Consider the following 12,708-nt stretch of genomic DNA (forward strand, 5'->3'; position numbering starts at 1 on the left):
AGCGCGGCAGCACGCCACGCATCATGGAATACAAAATTGCGGCTATTTTACCCATCAACAGGGGGCAGGCAATCATTGTTTACACAGGAGTTGCTCCAGTTCGTTCAACGACGTCACGGTCCAGGTCGGCTCGATGCCCTCAGGCTTCACGCGGCCATGCGCGTTAAGCCAGACGGTCGACAGACCGGCATTCATGCCGCCCAGAATATCTGACTCTGCGGTGTCACCCACCATCAGGACGCGATCGCGGTCAGGGTTGCCGGCCTGCGCCAGCGCATAATCGAAAATACGCGGATCCGGTTTCGGCACGCCGACCTCTTCCGAGATCACCAGCGCGTCGAAATGATCGCGCAGGCCGGTACGCTCAAGGCGGATCTGCTGCAGGGCGGTAAAACCATTGGTGATGATCCCCAGTTTTACTTTGCCTTTCAGTGCATTCAACAACGACACGGCCCCCGGCAGCGGCGCACAAATATCGGCCATGGCGTTCAGAAAGGCCTCGTTCAGCGTTCCCGGACTGACATTTAAGCGTTCCGCCCAGACGTCAAAGCGCTGGTGCTGAAGCTGTAACGCGGTGATGGCACCGTTCTGGTAATCCACCCACAGCGGTTTGTTGACCGCCTGATAGTCCTGAAAATCCTCAGCGGTGAAGGTCACGCTATAGTCGAGAAACATCCGCTGTAGACCCCCGAACGAATCGAACGTAAACAGCGTTTCATCGGCGTCAAAGAAAATCCAGTCCCATTTCATCGTTACAACCTTATTTTCGTTATCCAATCGGCAGAGCCATAATAATGGCGTCTTCACGTCCCTCTGCGGTGGGGTAGTAGTTACGGCGGATTGTCGCCTCGTTAAAGCCTAAGCTTTCATAGAGCGCGATGGCGGCGACATTCGACGCGCGCACCTCCAGCCACAGGGTGAAAACGTCACGGGTTTCAAGCTCACGGATGAGGTGCGTAAGCAGTTCTCTTCCCAGCCCACGGCGCTGAAACGCAGGATCAACCGCGATATTAAACAGCGTCGCCTCATCCAGAACAACCTGCGTAATCGCGAAGGCGGCCATGGTGCCGTCAACATCCAGGCGGTAGTTGAGATACCGTTCGCCCTGATTACTGGCGAAGGTTTTTTCGCTCCACGGAAACGCATGGGCGCGTGTTTCAATCGCAAACGCTGTGGTCAGGTCAGGCGTCGTGAGGGAAGAAATCGTGTTCATATTCGCAGATTTGTTGCCATAGCGCGCTTCGCGCTTTTGGGTTGGCTTTCAGTTCGTCCAGCGCTGGCGTGCAGATCTGGCTTCCCTGGAGCGGGATCGCATTTGCCTCTCCAATACGCCAGCTGTTACAGCGGCTGTCAGGAGGCAGCATAGCGACCCGCTCTGGCGTCAGCTGTAAAACCTGGTCGGCCGTCAACTTCAGGCTGCGAAGGACATCACCGATCAGGGGTTCATTCAGGGCAGGCAGTTCTTCCGCCACCATCACCAGGCGAACGTGCGCCGGGATGGAGATGGCGATTTCGCCCTGCAACGCCGTCGGGCGACGCAAAGCCCACTGGGTAATGCCCAGCTGCTGCAACTGCCAGTCTCGTCGGGATGTCATAGGGAAAACTCCTGTCTCTCAGGCGCGCAAATATAGCAAATGTGTCGAAACTGCGCCATCTACCTACTATAATCCCCGCCTGAGTTTATTGAGGAACAATTCATGTCTGCATTTACCCCGGCAAGTGAAGTCTTGCTGCGTCACAGTGATGATTTCGAAGAAAGCCGTATTCTGTTTGCCGGAGATATGCAGGATGACCTGCCTGCGCGTTTCGACTGTGCTGAAAGCCGTGCCCACACCCAATATTACCATCACTGGCAGGTGCTGAGCCGCCAGATGGGTGAGCGCGCACGCTTTAGCCTGGTGGCAGAGCAGCGCGATATCGCCGACTGCGATACGCTGATCTACTACTGGCCGAAGAACAAACCGGAAGCCCAGTTCCAGCTGATGAACCTGCTCTCCCTGCTGCCGGTCGGCTGCGATATTTTCGTCGTCGGTGAGAACCGCAGCGGCGTGAGAAGCGCAGAGCAGATGCTGGAAGAGTATGCCCCGCTGAATAAAGTCGACAGCGCCCGCCGCTGTGGTCTGTACCATGGCCGTCTGGAAAAACAGGCAACATTTGATGCCGCGACATTCTGGGACGAATACACGCTTGACGGTTTGACCATTAAAACCCTGCCGGGCGTGTTCAGCCGTGACGCCCTGGATGCGGGCAGCAAGCTGCTGCTTTCCACCCTCACGCCGCATACCAAAGGCAAAGTGCTGGATGTCGGCTGCGGTGCGGGCGTGCTGGCAACCGTACTCGCCAGCCATTCTCCTAAAGTCCGTTTAACCCTGTGTGACGTCAGCGCACCGGCGGTAGAGGCCAGCCGCGCAACGCTTGCCGCTAACGGTATTGAAGGCGACGTAATTGCCAGTAACGTCTTTTCTGATGTCACCGGTCGTTTTGATATGATCATCTCTAACCCACCGTTCCACGACGGCATGGAGACCAGCCTCGAAGCCGCGCAAACGCTGATCCGTGGCGCAGTCCGCCATCTCAACAGCGGCGGTGAATTGCGTATCGTCGCGAACGCCTTCCTGGCATACCCGAAAGTGCTGGATGAAACCTTCGGCTTCCACGAAGTCATCGCCCAGACGGGACGTTTTAAAGTCTACCGCACCGTGATGACCCGTCAGGCCAAAAAGTAATCACCACCCTCCAGGCCGGATAAGCGAATGCGCCATCCGGCCATACACGACGCGCCTATCGGCCATTTTTGCATCAATCAAGGCATCACGCGCACTTTTCTGTTGACGTAAAGCTGAAAACATCTAGAATGCGCCTCCGTGGTTACGATACTTTTACAGTATCGATGGTATGCGAAGGTGGCGGAATTGGTAGACGCGCTAGCTTCAGGTGTTAGTGTCCTTACGGATGTGGGGGTTCGAGTCCCCCCCCTCGCACCATAAATCACAATGATATTGCTCGCACTGGGCGAAGGTGGCGGAATTGGTAGACGCGCTAGCTTCAGGTGTTAGTGTCCTTACGGATGTGGGGGTTCGAGTCCCCCCCCTCGCACCAACGAGGCGATATCAAACCAGTAAGATGACTGTGCGAAGGTGGCGGAATTGGTAGACGCGCTAGCTTCAGGTGTTAGTGTCCTTACGGATGTGGGGGTTCGAGTCCCCCCCCTCGCACCAATTATCTTACACCCCTTCTGAGTGTTCTCTTCTCCCTGTTATTTCAGACTCATCAGTATCACCAGCATTGCACTGACCAGTGCGACACAGGATGGCAGTAACACAAAGTGGCGCAGTTGCTTGTGCCAAATCATGGCTGACGTGACTAATAGTGCTGCCACGATAATGGCTTTCCAGACAGCAAGGGAGAGATCGGCAAACATCAACCCGCCGAGAACGGCTCCCGGTAGCAATACCCCCCAACCACTTCCCAGCGCCCTGTGCAACATGGTTCCGCCCCTTACAACGATAATGATAACCAATATCATATGACAAAGATTATCATTTGTCAGCTGAATGAATTAAAAACCACCGACCTTTACCTTTCCCGTAATGACAGGAATTGCCTAAGGTGATAAATTGCGCACCTATTAACAACATCTAAAGATTTTCTGATAATTACTCTTTGAGTTTTTTGCATATTTTATTGCGAAACAACACCTACTCATTTGTTTTAATTAAATTTTAATAAAAACACACGACTATGACATCACAATCCTGGCGGTCTTTGGTTCACAGAAAATATCAATTATCGTTACGTTTATTTTTATTTCTGAACGCAACCTCTGCAGTGTTCTCGGTAACAAATCCGCTCAATTCGGTACGCGTGTTATCTGCCCCTCTGATTGCTATTTTCTCTATCAGTACCGGTCTGTTCGTCTGGCACTGGAGAAAGAGAGCGCGGAAGATAAATATTCCTGTCGTTTCAGCGATCTTCGGTATTTTGTGGGCCTGGCAAATTGCCTCCAAATTCGCCTTAATTACCCACGACCAAACGACCTATTTGTTAATCGCCCTGTTAACCGTGCTTTTTATCGGGACGCTGGCATTCGCCAGTAATATCAAAGCATTTACCCTGCACTCACTGCCCGCGTTTATTGTCTGCCTGTGGCTAAGTGAACACGATATATGGCTGAGAATGTCCTACTCTTTCGCACTTCCTGTCGTGGCAATTGCCATTCATAACATTTTGCAACGACGTAACGATCGTTTCGCGCAGGAGTTGCTCTCTCGCTTGCTGGAAGAACGAGAGACCCTGACCGATTTGAGCATGATGGATCCTCTTACCGGACTCTATAATCGTCGCGGTCTGCAAAGCCGTCTGGAAAACCTGCCGACGGTAGAAAATGGCGAGCACTTTGTCCTGCTGATGGATATCGATCACTTCAAAGCCTATAACGACCACTACGGTCATATGATGGGCGACCAGGCACTGAAACGTGTCTCTGCCGCCATCCGCGATGCCGTGCGTTCTCGCGATATTGTGGCGCGTTTTGGTGGGGAAGAATTTATGGTGCTGCTGACCAATATTTCCCTTGAGCATGCCCGCCAGACTGCAGAGCGGATCCGTCAGAAAGTTTACGATTTGAAAATCCCGCATTTGTTTAACGAAAGCGTCGCGACAAATGTCACCATCAGCATTGGTATCGCCATTTTCGAGGATGACGACGTAGAAGGCGCGCTGGAAAAAGCGGATAAAGCGCTCTACGAAGCCAAGCATATGGGGCGCAACAATATTCTGTTGAGTGAAGAGTTGCAGACGGCGTAAACACGACGGCAACGTCACCAGGACAAAAGTCTTGCCATTGGTATGAGCAATAGTTAGGATTGGCAATCATTATCATTTAGATTTCTATCCAAACTATGGCCACGCATACCGCACATATTGTCGAGCCCCTCCTCTGGCGAGCCCCCCTCACCAGCGGGAATGGTTCGCTTGCGGATGCCATACGGGATAAGATTGCCAAAACGCGCGCCCACCTGCTGGACTTTATCCGGCTTGATGAAGCGCACCCGCATCACGCCATGACGCTCGCAGAGTGGCGTCAACCGGCAAAACTGCAATCGCTGCTGGCCACCTATTCCGACCATATTTATCGCAATCAGCCTGCCATGACGCGGGAAAATAAGCCCCTGCTCTCTCTCTGGGCGCAATGGTATATCGGACTGATGGTGCCTCCGCTCATGCTGGCGCTGTTAACGCAGAAGAGCATGCTGGAACTCTCACCTGAGCATTTCCACGTCGAGTTTCACGAAACCGGACGCGCGGCCTGTTTCTGGATTGATCTTCACGAAGTCCAGAGCGCAGTGCGACTGACTGCCCGGGAACGTATGGAACTGTTGATCACACGGGCGCTGATCCCGGTCGTGGATGCGCTGGAAGCCACGGGAGAGATTAACGGGAAGCTTATCTGGAGCAATACCGGCTATTTAATCCACTGGTATCTCACGGAAATGAAGCCGCTGCTTGGTGAGGAGAGTGTTGATGCTCTGCGTCAGTCCTGTTTCTTTGCAAAACAGCTTTCCGACGGCCGAGACAACCCGTTATTCCGTACCGTTGTCCTTCGTGATGGGCTTCTGGTGCGCCGCACCTGCTGCCAGCGCTATCGCCTGCCGGACGTTAAGCAGTGCGGGGATTGCACGCTGAAGTAGTCGGGCTCAGCCTGATGCCCTCACCCTAGCCCTCTCCCACGGGGAGAGGGAACAAACACTAAAAACGGCAACCTGCGTTGCCGTTTTGCTTTTACCTAAGCCACCTGCTGATTATCCTCTTCCGCATTACGCTGCGCTTCTTCCGCTTCCTGCTCCAGCAGCTGTTTCTCGTAAACTTTGAAGAACGGGAAGTAGATGATTGCCGATACGCAGGCCAGAACCACAACCAGGATCGCCGCGCGGAAATCCCATCCCAGGGCCCACGCTGCGCCTATCGGCGCCGGTGCCGTCCACGGTACCACGGAGATGACACGGCCAATCAGATCAAAGGTCATTGCCGCCCAGGCCAGCACAGCGTTGACCATCGGTGCCAGCAGGAAGGGGATAAAGAACACCGGGTTCATCACGATCGGCGTACCAAAAATGACCGGTTCGTTAATGTTAAAGAAGCTGGGCACCACGCTTAAACGCCCGATAGAACGTAAATGAGCGGAACGGCTGCGCAGATAGCAAATCACCAGTCCCATTGTGGCGCCCGACCCACCAATCACGATAAAGAACGTCCAGAACGCTTCCATGAAAATATGCGGCAGAGGCTGACCGGCGGCCAGCGCGGTCTGGTTTGCGCCAAGGTTAGTCAGCCAGAACATCTGCAGCATCCCGGAGACGATAGCGGCCCCGTGGATCCCGGCGAACCACAGCAGATGACCAATTAGCACGGCCAGCAGAATGGCAGGCAGCGAATCCGCCGCGGAAACCAGCGGTTTAAAGACCGACATAATCGCCTGCGGGATCAGCATGCCAAACTGTGACTGAATCACCAGGCTGAGCGGATAGAGCGTCAATACCACCACCAGCACCGGGATCAACAGATCAAAAGAGTTTTTGATCATCGGTGGAACCTGGTCCGGAAGACGAATACCGATGTTATGCGCTTTAAGGAAACGCATCATCTCAACGCAGTAAATGGCCACCAGAATCGCCGTAAAAATCCCTGTCCCACCCAGGCTGTCGACGGGCAGCGTGCCTTTGGTTTTCGGTGCCGCAACAAGCAGAAACGCCATCAGCGACAGCATGGCGCACATAAACGGATCCAGCTGATGTGATTTGACGTAGTGTTTACCCAGGTTGTAGGCAATGGCCGCACAAATATAGATGGACATAATACCCATCGTCATATCAAACGGCGTCAGGATCTGGCCTTCGAATTGCTTCGCCATATCCAGCCAGGCGCGTGCGAAGCCCCAGGTGGTATCCGGCGAAAATGGAGGGTAAGCAAACACTAATAAAAATGAACCCACAATCATAAATGGCATCGCGGAGATAAACCCATCGCGGATAGCCATAACATGACGCTGGGAAGAGATCCGCCCGGCAATCGGGCTGACGTAATTTTCAACGAAACGGAATATCAGGTTAAACGCAGCATGGTTGGCAGACATGGCAGATCTCCTGTCAGACGTTTATTACAGGCGCATTCGCGCCGTACGTTGTTCCATAAATTAGCTTCACAACCTTGCTGGCTTGTGTACCCGCGGTACTGCTCAGACGAAATGGTTTCATAATTTGCTCTTATTATTGGATACAGGGGACGTTACGTACTCAGTATTAATCTACGCATCACGCTCTGCAACCGGTTACTGTAACCGGTTTCCGTGATTGTGAAGGGGATCCAGAATTTTGCCGTCCGGGATCTTTGTTACTTAAGAGATATTTACAGAGCATAATTTCTTATGACAGATTACGCAGGATATTTGTCAGGAGGAAACAATGAGTTTGCAGTCTGTACAGCAGTTTTTTGCCGACAACGCGCCGGATATAGACATCATCGAGCTTAGCCAGAGTACTGCTACCGTTGCGTTGGCTGCTGCCGCCCATCGTGTTGAGCCGGGACAGATCGCCAAAACCCTGTCACTGAAGGTGAAGAATGAAGTGATTCTGGTGGTGGCGAAAGGCGATGCGCGTCTGGATAACAAAAAACTGAAAGACACCTTTGGTGCGAAAGCGCGCATGCTCAGCAGTGATGAAGTGGTTACCATTACTGGTCATCCGGTTGGCGGTGTGTGTCCGTTCGGACTGGAAAATCCACTCGCAGTCTATTGCGATGTCTCTTTAAAGCAGTATGCTGAAGTGCTGCCAGCCGCAGGCGCCATCCACAGTGCTGTGCGTATTTCACCTGACAGAATGGCAGAGCTGACTTCCGCAAAATGGGTTGATGTCTGCATCTGACCGAAGCGCCAGAGTCCATCTGGCGCGTATAAGACTGATTATAAAAATGTGGCCTTGCTGAGGGCCAAACTTTGCGGATCCCTTGCCGGAAGATGGGTAAGAATATCCGCCGCATCGAGTAGCCCTACGTCAGAATTCACCCCCAGCTTCACCATCGCATTAAACTTGTGCGCCCGGATGGTCTTAATATTGCGTTCAAGCTCAGCCGCGATTTCAGGAATGGAATAACCGCAAGACATGTAACGCAGAATTGCCCTTTCCGTTGGGCTTAACATCCTGTTTTGACTGTGGTACCAGTGATTGAGCATATTGTCATTGATGCGCAGCGTTTCACTTAACAACACCACGAATTCGTTCTGTAACTGCTCAAGCGTCATTGACTTACTGACCACGCCGTGAAGACGTGACGGCGAAAGATGGCTAATTAACCGAGCCTCTGTCACATCAGAGACCAGGATAATGCGCTGGATATGGCTATGCGTGAACGCGAGGTCCCGCAGATGTGCCAGGCAGTTACGCCGTTCTTCTCGCGCATCGGAAAGTGAATAGATGAGCGAGAAAAAATTGACCTGATGAAGCGCCTTCTTAAAGCTGTCAAATTCACTGAACAGATGCAGCTGATAATGGTTCAGCGTGGACAGAGTAAAAAGATTCTTTAGCCCAATAGCACTCATCGTGCAATTTTCGATGACGGCAATATGTCTTGGTGAATCGGTTTTTTCCATTCCTCGAACTCTCCATAGGCTGACATTAAACTCAGCTCTCTCATTCCCTGCGTACTGTTGATCCAGGCGTACATATCGGCATTACTTCGTAAGGAGAGCCGTCGCATCGCACTGTTTTTTTGGGCACTAATCGTTTTATTGCTCTTCTTGAGCAACGTGGCGATTTGGTTAATACCCCATCCCTTACCTAACAGCCGTAATACCTTGCGTTCGGAGTGGGTGAGCGCGATAAATGACTCGTCTTCCTCTTCCACTCCCTGAGGTTCCGGTGTTAATAACGTCTGGCTTATCCGCTCCGCCCGCTCGCGACCAGCCCGAATAGCCGCCACCACGCCTTCAATCGGCTCCATTTCAGAAAGCAACGTGCTTTCTGGCCGCATCAGTAGCTCAACGGCAACAGGATATAGCGGGCGCGAAACTAAAAAGATCCAGTGAATTTCCCGATATTGATTCAATAATGCGTAATACTCTTCGAGCGTACCCCGAGGATTCCTGTATTCACCTGAAATATCGGCAATAATGACATCTGCGCGGCGTAGCTGAAGCAGGGTTAACTCCTGCAGTGAGCGGCAATACGTCAATTCAACATCAGGGAAATGACGTGACATCACGCCCCCTAACCCATTTTGCATGACGGGTATCCGGCTAATAACCACGCCATGCTTACCATGCAATGACAACATAGACCCTCCGTGTCCATTTTTCATAGAATGCGTAACGTCAAAACACAACGTTCTATCACTATTTTCGTCCCTGAGTATAAAACCGATTAATACAAACAGAAGATGAGATATGTTTTTTAGTTTAGGAAATGCCTAAAACAACGGTAATATCTCACAAAGCGCAAATAAATTTAATTCCGAACCCATTAAAATAATGACAATATAAAATTAGAATAACTTAATACAAATATTTTATATCTCTATATAAAGAATTCACTGCATTAATAGATTAATCCCCCGCCCTTCTGCGACACGGGTTGCCACTGTTTGCATAAACCTTGATCTGACCCACAGCAAGAGACACTGCACTTTGTGCTAAAAGTAATCATCGTGAGCTAAACGGCAACTCTCCATCATCTTCGGGACAATACATGCAGGCAGATCGGTCAACGCAGCGTGCTATCACGCGGCTCTGTATAAAGTGCGGTCTTTTTTTGCTCCAGCACGGCGCGGAAAGCGCGCTGGTCGAGGAGCTGTCAACCCGGCTGGGGCTGGCTTTGGGTATGGACAGCGTAGAAAGCGCCATCTCATCCAACGCCATTGTGCTGACCACCATCAAAGACGGTCAATGCCTGACCTCCACCCGCAAAAATCATGACCGTGGCATTAACATGCACGTCGTGACCGAAGTGCAACATATCGTCATTCTTGCTGAACATAAGCTTCTCGATCTCAATGAGATAGAAAAACGGTTCAACCAGATTAAGCCATTACGTTATCCACGCTGGCTGGTCGTATTGATGGTGGGGCTCTCGTGCGCCTGCTTTTGTAAGCTCAATAAAGGCGGCTGGGATGGGGCGATCGTCACCTTTTTTGCCAGCAGTATCGCCATGTATGTTCGCCAGCTGCTGACACACCGGCAGCTACACCCGCAAATTAACTTCTGCATTACCGCATTTGTCGCCACCACGGTGTCTGGCCTCCTCCTGCGTCTGCCGCAATTTGCCAGCACCCCGACGATCGCCATGGCCGCCAGTGTCCTTCTGCTGGTACCGGGCTTCCCGTTGATTAACGCCGTCGCCGACATGTTTAAAGGGCATATCAATACTGGCCTGGCACGCTGGGCTATCGCCAGTCTGCTGACCCTGGCGACCTGCATCGGCGTGGTCATGGCCATGACACTCTGGGGGTTACGCGGATGGGCGTGATAGATTTTCTGCTGGCGCTGGCTGAGGATATGGCCCTGGCCGCCATTCCTGCCGTCGGCTTTGCGATGGTATTTAACGTTCCGCAACGCGCTCTGCCATGGTGTGCACTGCTGGGCGCCATCGGTCATGGATCGCGCATGGTGATGATGACGGCGGGTTTTAACATCGAATGGTCGACCTTTATGGCCTCTATGCTGGTCGGCAGCATCGGTATCCAGTGGTCGCGCTGGTATCTGGCGCATCCGAAAGTCTTCACCGTCGCCGCCGTGATCCCGATGTTCCCCGGTATTTCGGCCTATACGGCGATGATTTCGGCGGTGAAAATCAGCCATTTTGGCTACACCGAACCGCAGATGATCCTTCTTCTCAGCAACTTTCTTAAGGCCTCATCCATTGTCGGCGCGCTCTCTATCGGATTGTCGATCCCCGGACTCTGGCTCTACCGTAAACGGCCACGCGTTTGATATTTGTGTTATCCCGCTGCCATGGAGATAATCTTTCTGGTCCGTTTGGTGAACATAAGGAAAGGATGTGGCTAACCCTGGCAGCGAACTCCCTGAAGAATCCAGCCTGAAAGAGAAAATTTTTCAGAGCGCTATCGCGCTTTTTGCCGAATATGGGTTGAACGGCGCCCGCATGGAGCAGATCGCAGAGAAAGCAGGCACCACCAAGCGGATGGTGGTTTACCATTTTAAGAACAAAGAAAACCTGTATCTCCTCGTACTGGAATATGTTTACACCCAGATCCGCGCCAGTGAAAAAGCGCTTAGCCTCGCAGACATGTCACCGGTCGAAGCGCTGGTCGAACTGGTGGAAGCCACCTTTGACTACCACGCCGACCACCCGGATTACATCCGGATTATCTGCATGGAAAACATGCAGCGTGGCCGCTTTATGCAGCAGTCGAGTTACCTTCGCCAGGTCAACCGTAGCGCGCTCGATCTGCTGGAAGGGATCCTGCGCCGGGGGAAAGAAAAACAGTTATTCAGCCAGACGGTTGACGCGCGCGATCTGCATCGTCTGATCAGCAGTTTCAGCTTTCATTACGTTGCCAACAGCTACACCTTTACGCTGCTGTTTGAAGAGGGTGCAGATGAAGCGGCGCAGCGCCAGCACTACCGTAAAATGGCCGTTCAGGTGGCCCTGCGTTATACCTGCCCATAAAATTGCTTGCAATTAAATCGCGCACTATCTATAGTTATCTCATGAACGCGAAAACACACGACGCAACCGCTGCGCTCAGGCTGGATAACCAGCTCTGCTTTGCCCTTTATTCGGCAAACCTGGCGCTAAATAAGCTGTACCGGCAACTGCTGGCACCGCTGAACCTGACCTACCCGCAATACCTGGTCATGCTGGTGCTGTGGGAGCAGGATGACATCACGGTGTCGGACATCGGTGAACGGCTGTTTCTGGATTCTGCCACCCTGACGCCGCTGTTAAAACGTCTGGAAAGCGCCGGGCTGATAAACCGTCAGCGCTCGCGCCAGGATGAACGTCAGGTCGCCGTTACCCTGAGTGATGCGGGACGTGAACTTCAGCAGCAGGCTGCAGGAATCCCCCATGCGGTGGGATGCGCAGCGCAGTGTGATACCGACACCCTGCTGTCGCTCAAGCAGCAGCTGGAGCTTTTGCGACAACATATTCAGCGCGCGTAAGGCTATACTTTATGCGTCTTTATTTAACCATATATATCGCACGCTATTTAATAGCACACATTAAAGCAAGATGAGGAACCTGCCATGTCTTTAGAAAAAGTTGTTTATACCGCCAAAGCAAAAGCAACCGGTGGCCGTGACGGCCGCGCGACCTCTTCCGATGGTGTACTGGATGTCAAACTGGGTGTGCCAAAAGAGATGGGCGGCATGGGCGGAGACGTCACCAACCCTGAGCAGCTGTTTGCGGCGGGCTACTCCGCCTGCTTCCTGGGTGCGATGAAGTTCGTGGCCGCGCGCGACAAATTTACCCTGCCAAAAGACGCCTTTATTGAAGGTGAAGTGGGTATTGGTCCACTGCCAACCGGCTTTGGTATTGAAGCAAAGCTGAACATCCATGTTGAAGGTATGGATCCAGCTGAAGCCAAAAAGCTGGTGGATGCCGCGCACATTGTATGCCCGTACTCTAACGCGACCCGCGGCAACATCGACGTGACCCTGAATATCATCGCGTGATAAATGCCTGATGGCACTGCGCT

At 52.4% G+C, this 12,708-nt stretch carries 16 protein-coding genes and 3 tRNA genes; 12 read left to right on the top strand and 7 right to left on the bottom strand.

Going from position 1 to position 12,708, the window contains the following annotated elements; translation table 11 throughout:
* Positions 1-72 precede the first annotated feature (72 nt).
* Genes yjjG through EKN83_RS17605 form a run of 3 tightly spaced genes read right to left on the bottom strand, consistent with a single transcriptional unit; the run spans position 73 to position 1,595 of the window.
* On the bottom strand, positions 73-750 hold the full coding sequence (gene yjjG, locus EKN83_RS17595; protein WP_025757483.1) for a pyrimidine 5'-nucleotidase: 678 nt from the start codon (positions 748-750) through the stop codon (positions 73-75).
* Between the two features lie 19 nt (positions 751-769).
* The gene (rimI, locus tag EKN83_RS17600; RefSeq protein ID WP_025757481.1) at positions 770-1,213 is read right to left on the bottom strand and encodes a ribosomal protein S18-alanine N-acetyltransferase; all 444 of its coding nucleotides are present in this window, start codon (positions 1,211-1,213) and stop codon (positions 770-772) included.
* The gene (locus EKN83_RS17605) at positions 1,182-1,595 is read right to left on the bottom strand and encodes a DNA polymerase III subunit psi (RefSeq protein ID WP_025757479.1); all 414 of its coding nucleotides are present in this window, start codon (positions 1,593-1,595) and stop codon (positions 1,182-1,184) included. The genes rimI and EKN83_RS17605 overlap by 32 nt, the downstream gene beginning before the upstream one ends.
* Before the next feature lie 102 nt (positions 1,596-1,697).
* Here EKN83_RS17605 and rsmC point away from each other — a divergent pair, with 102 nt between their 5' ends.
* The 4 genes from rsmC to EKN83_RS17625 all read left to right on the top strand — a co-directional run bounded on the left by rsmC (position 1,698) and on the right by EKN83_RS17625 (position 3,218).
* A complete protein-coding gene (gene rsmC, locus EKN83_RS17610; protein WP_045284847.1) occupies positions 1,698-2,726 on the top strand; it encodes a 16S rRNA (guanine(1207)-N(2))-methyltransferase RsmC in 1,029 nt (342 codons plus the stop codon).
* A 171-nt stretch (positions 2,727-2,897) separates the two neighbouring features.
* A tRNA-Leu gene (locus tag EKN83_RS17615) sits at positions 2,898-2,984 on the top strand.
* 28 nt (positions 2,985-3,012) lie between these two features.
* Positions 3,013-3,099 (top strand) — tRNA-Leu (locus EKN83_RS17620).
* 32 nt (positions 3,100-3,131) lie between these two features.
* Positions 3,132-3,218 (top strand) — tRNA-Leu (locus tag EKN83_RS17625).
* Positions 3,219-3,256: 38 nt separating this feature from the next.
* Here the strand turns inward: EKN83_RS17625 and EKN83_RS17630 are convergent.
* The gene (locus tag EKN83_RS17630; protein ID WP_185857685.1) at positions 3,257-3,526 is read right to left on the bottom strand and encodes a DUF1435 domain-containing protein; all 270 of its coding nucleotides are present in this window, start codon (positions 3,524-3,526) and stop codon (positions 3,257-3,259) included.
* Between the two features lie 215 nt (positions 3,527-3,741).
* On the opposite strand from EKN83_RS17630, the gene EKN83_RS17635 reads away from it, so the two are divergent.
* A complete protein-coding gene (locus EKN83_RS17635) occupies positions 3,742-4,806 on the top strand; it encodes a GGDEF domain-containing protein (RefSeq protein WP_126801378.1) in 1,065 nt (354 codons plus the stop codon).
* A 95-nt stretch (positions 4,807-4,901) separates the two neighbouring features.
* A complete protein-coding gene (gene fhuF / locus EKN83_RS17640) occupies positions 4,902-5,690 on the top strand; it encodes a siderophore-iron reductase FhuF (RefSeq protein ID WP_126801379.1) in 789 nt (262 codons plus the stop codon).
* 95 nt (positions 5,691-5,785) lie between these two features.
* Here the strand turns inward: fhuF and EKN83_RS17645 are convergent, their stop codons facing one another.
* Entirely contained in the window at positions 5,786-7,132 is a 1,347-nt protein-coding gene (locus tag EKN83_RS17645) for a PTS sugar transporter subunit IIC (RefSeq protein WP_045284849.1), read from the bottom strand.
* A 328-nt stretch (positions 7,133-7,460) separates the two neighbouring features.
* Here EKN83_RS17645 and EKN83_RS17650 point away from each other — a divergent pair, with 328 nt between their 5' ends.
* Positions 7,461-7,919, top strand: a complete 459-nt coding sequence (locus tag EKN83_RS17650) for a YbaK/EbsC family protein (protein ID WP_025757470.1) — start codon at positions 7,461-7,463, stop codon at positions 7,917-7,919.
* A 38-nt stretch (positions 7,920-7,957) separates the two neighbouring features.
* Here EKN83_RS17650 and bglJ read toward each other — a convergent pair whose 3' ends face one another.
* Positions 7,958-8,593 carry a DNA-binding transcriptional activator BglJ gene (gene bglJ, locus EKN83_RS17655; RefSeq protein ID WP_025757469.1) on the bottom strand — a complete coding sequence of 212 codons (636 nt, stop codon included), beginning with the start codon at positions 8,591-8,593 and terminating at the stop codon, positions 7,958-7,960.
* Positions 8,590-9,327 carry a helix-turn-helix transcriptional regulator gene (locus EKN83_RS17660; RefSeq protein WP_095449610.1) on the bottom strand — a complete coding sequence of 246 codons (738 nt, stop codon included), beginning with the start codon at positions 9,325-9,327 and terminating at the stop codon, positions 8,590-8,592. Before EKN83_RS17660 ends, bglJ begins: the two co-directional genes overlap by 4 nt.
* A gap of 410 nt (positions 9,328-9,737) precedes the next feature.
* On the opposite strand from EKN83_RS17660, the gene EKN83_RS17665 reads away from it, so the two are divergent.
* The 5 genes from EKN83_RS17665 to EKN83_RS17685 all read left to right on the top strand — a co-directional run bounded on the left by EKN83_RS17665 (position 9,738) and on the right by EKN83_RS17685 (position 12,685).
* Positions 9,738-10,514, top strand: a complete 777-nt coding sequence (locus tag EKN83_RS17665) for a threonine/serine exporter ThrE family protein (protein WP_025757466.1) — start codon at positions 9,738-9,740, stop codon at positions 10,512-10,514.
* The gene (locus EKN83_RS17670) at positions 10,505-10,978 is read left to right on the top strand and encodes a threonine/serine exporter (RefSeq protein WP_045286457.1); all 474 of its coding nucleotides are present in this window, start codon (positions 10,505-10,507) and stop codon (positions 10,976-10,978) included. Before EKN83_RS17665 ends, EKN83_RS17670 begins: the two co-directional genes overlap by 10 nt.
* 67 nt (positions 10,979-11,045) lie before the next feature.
* The gene (locus tag EKN83_RS17675) at positions 11,046-11,678 is read left to right on the top strand and encodes a TetR family transcriptional regulator (RefSeq protein WP_045286456.1); all 633 of its coding nucleotides are present in this window, start codon (positions 11,046-11,048) and stop codon (positions 11,676-11,678) included.
* 41 nt (positions 11,679-11,719) lie between these two features.
* On the top strand, positions 11,720-12,172 hold the full coding sequence (locus EKN83_RS17680) for a MarR family winged helix-turn-helix transcriptional regulator (protein WP_045286455.1): 453 nt from the start codon (positions 11,720-11,722) through the stop codon (positions 12,170-12,172).
* An 84-nt stretch (positions 12,173-12,256) separates the two neighbouring features.
* Positions 12,257-12,685, top strand: a complete 429-nt coding sequence (locus tag EKN83_RS17685; protein ID WP_008502092.1) for an organic hydroperoxide resistance protein — start codon at positions 12,257-12,259, stop codon at positions 12,683-12,685.
* Positions 12,686-12,708 lie beyond the last annotated feature (23 nt).

It is taken from the genome of Enterobacter sp. WCHEn090032, from assembly GCF_003986875.1.
Lineage (GTDB): Bacteria > Pseudomonadota > Gammaproteobacteria > Enterobacterales > Enterobacteriaceae > Enterobacter > Enterobacter sichuanensis.

Bases quoted from the DNA above. Each gene is read 5' to 3' on its own strand.
- EKN83_RS17630 (WP_185857685.1), bottom strand. From the start codon at position 3,526: ATGATATTGGTTATCATTATCGTTGTAAGGGGCGGAACCATGTTGCAC.
- EKN83_RS17680 (WP_045286455.1), top strand. From the start codon at position 11,720: ATGAACGCGAAAACACACGACGCAACCGCTGCGCTCAGGCTGGATAAC.
- EKN83_RS17685 (WP_008502092.1), top strand. From the start codon at position 12,257: ATGTCTTTAGAAAAAGTTGTTTATACCGCCAAAGCAAAAGCAACCGGT.
- rimI (WP_025757481.1), bottom strand. From the start codon at position 1,213: ATGAACACGATTTCTTCCCTCACGACGCCTGACCTGACCACAGCGTTT.
- EKN83_RS17635 (WP_126801378.1), top strand. From the start codon at position 3,742: ATGACATCACAATCCTGGCGGTCTTTGGTTCACAGAAAATATCAATTA.
- rsmC (WP_045284847.1), top strand. From the start codon at position 1,698: ATGTCTGCATTTACCCCGGCAAGTGAAGTCTTGCTGCGTCACAGTGAT.
- fhuF (WP_126801379.1), top strand. From the start codon at position 4,902: ATGGCCACGCATACCGCACATATTGTCGAGCCCCTCCTCTGGCGAGCC.
- EKN83_RS17660 (WP_095449610.1), bottom strand. From the start codon at position 9,327: ATGTTGTCATTGCATGGTAAGCATGGCGTGGTTATTAGCCGGATACCC.
- EKN83_RS17670 (WP_045286457.1), top strand. From the start codon at position 10,505: ATGGGCGTGATAGATTTTCTGCTGGCGCTGGCTGAGGATATGGCCCTG.
- yjjG (WP_025757483.1), bottom strand. From the start codon at position 750: ATGAAATGGGACTGGATTTTCTTTGACGCCGATGAAACGCTGTTTACG.
- EKN83_RS17665 (WP_025757466.1), top strand. From the start codon at position 9,738: ATGCAGGCAGATCGGTCAACGCAGCGTGCTATCACGCGGCTCTGTATA.
- EKN83_RS17650 (WP_025757470.1), top strand. From the start codon at position 7,461: ATGAGTTTGCAGTCTGTACAGCAGTTTTTTGCCGACAACGCGCCGGAT.
- EKN83_RS17605 (WP_025757479.1), bottom strand. From the start codon at position 1,595: ATGACATCCCGACGAGACTGGCAGTTGCAGCAGCTGGGCATTACCCAG.
- bglJ (WP_025757469.1), bottom strand. From the start codon at position 8,593: ATGAGTGCTATTGGGCTAAAGAATCTTTTTACTCTGTCCACGCTGAAC.
- EKN83_RS17645 (WP_045284849.1), bottom strand. From the start codon at position 7,132: ATGTCTGCCAACCATGCTGCGTTTAACCTGATATTCCGTTTCGTTGAA.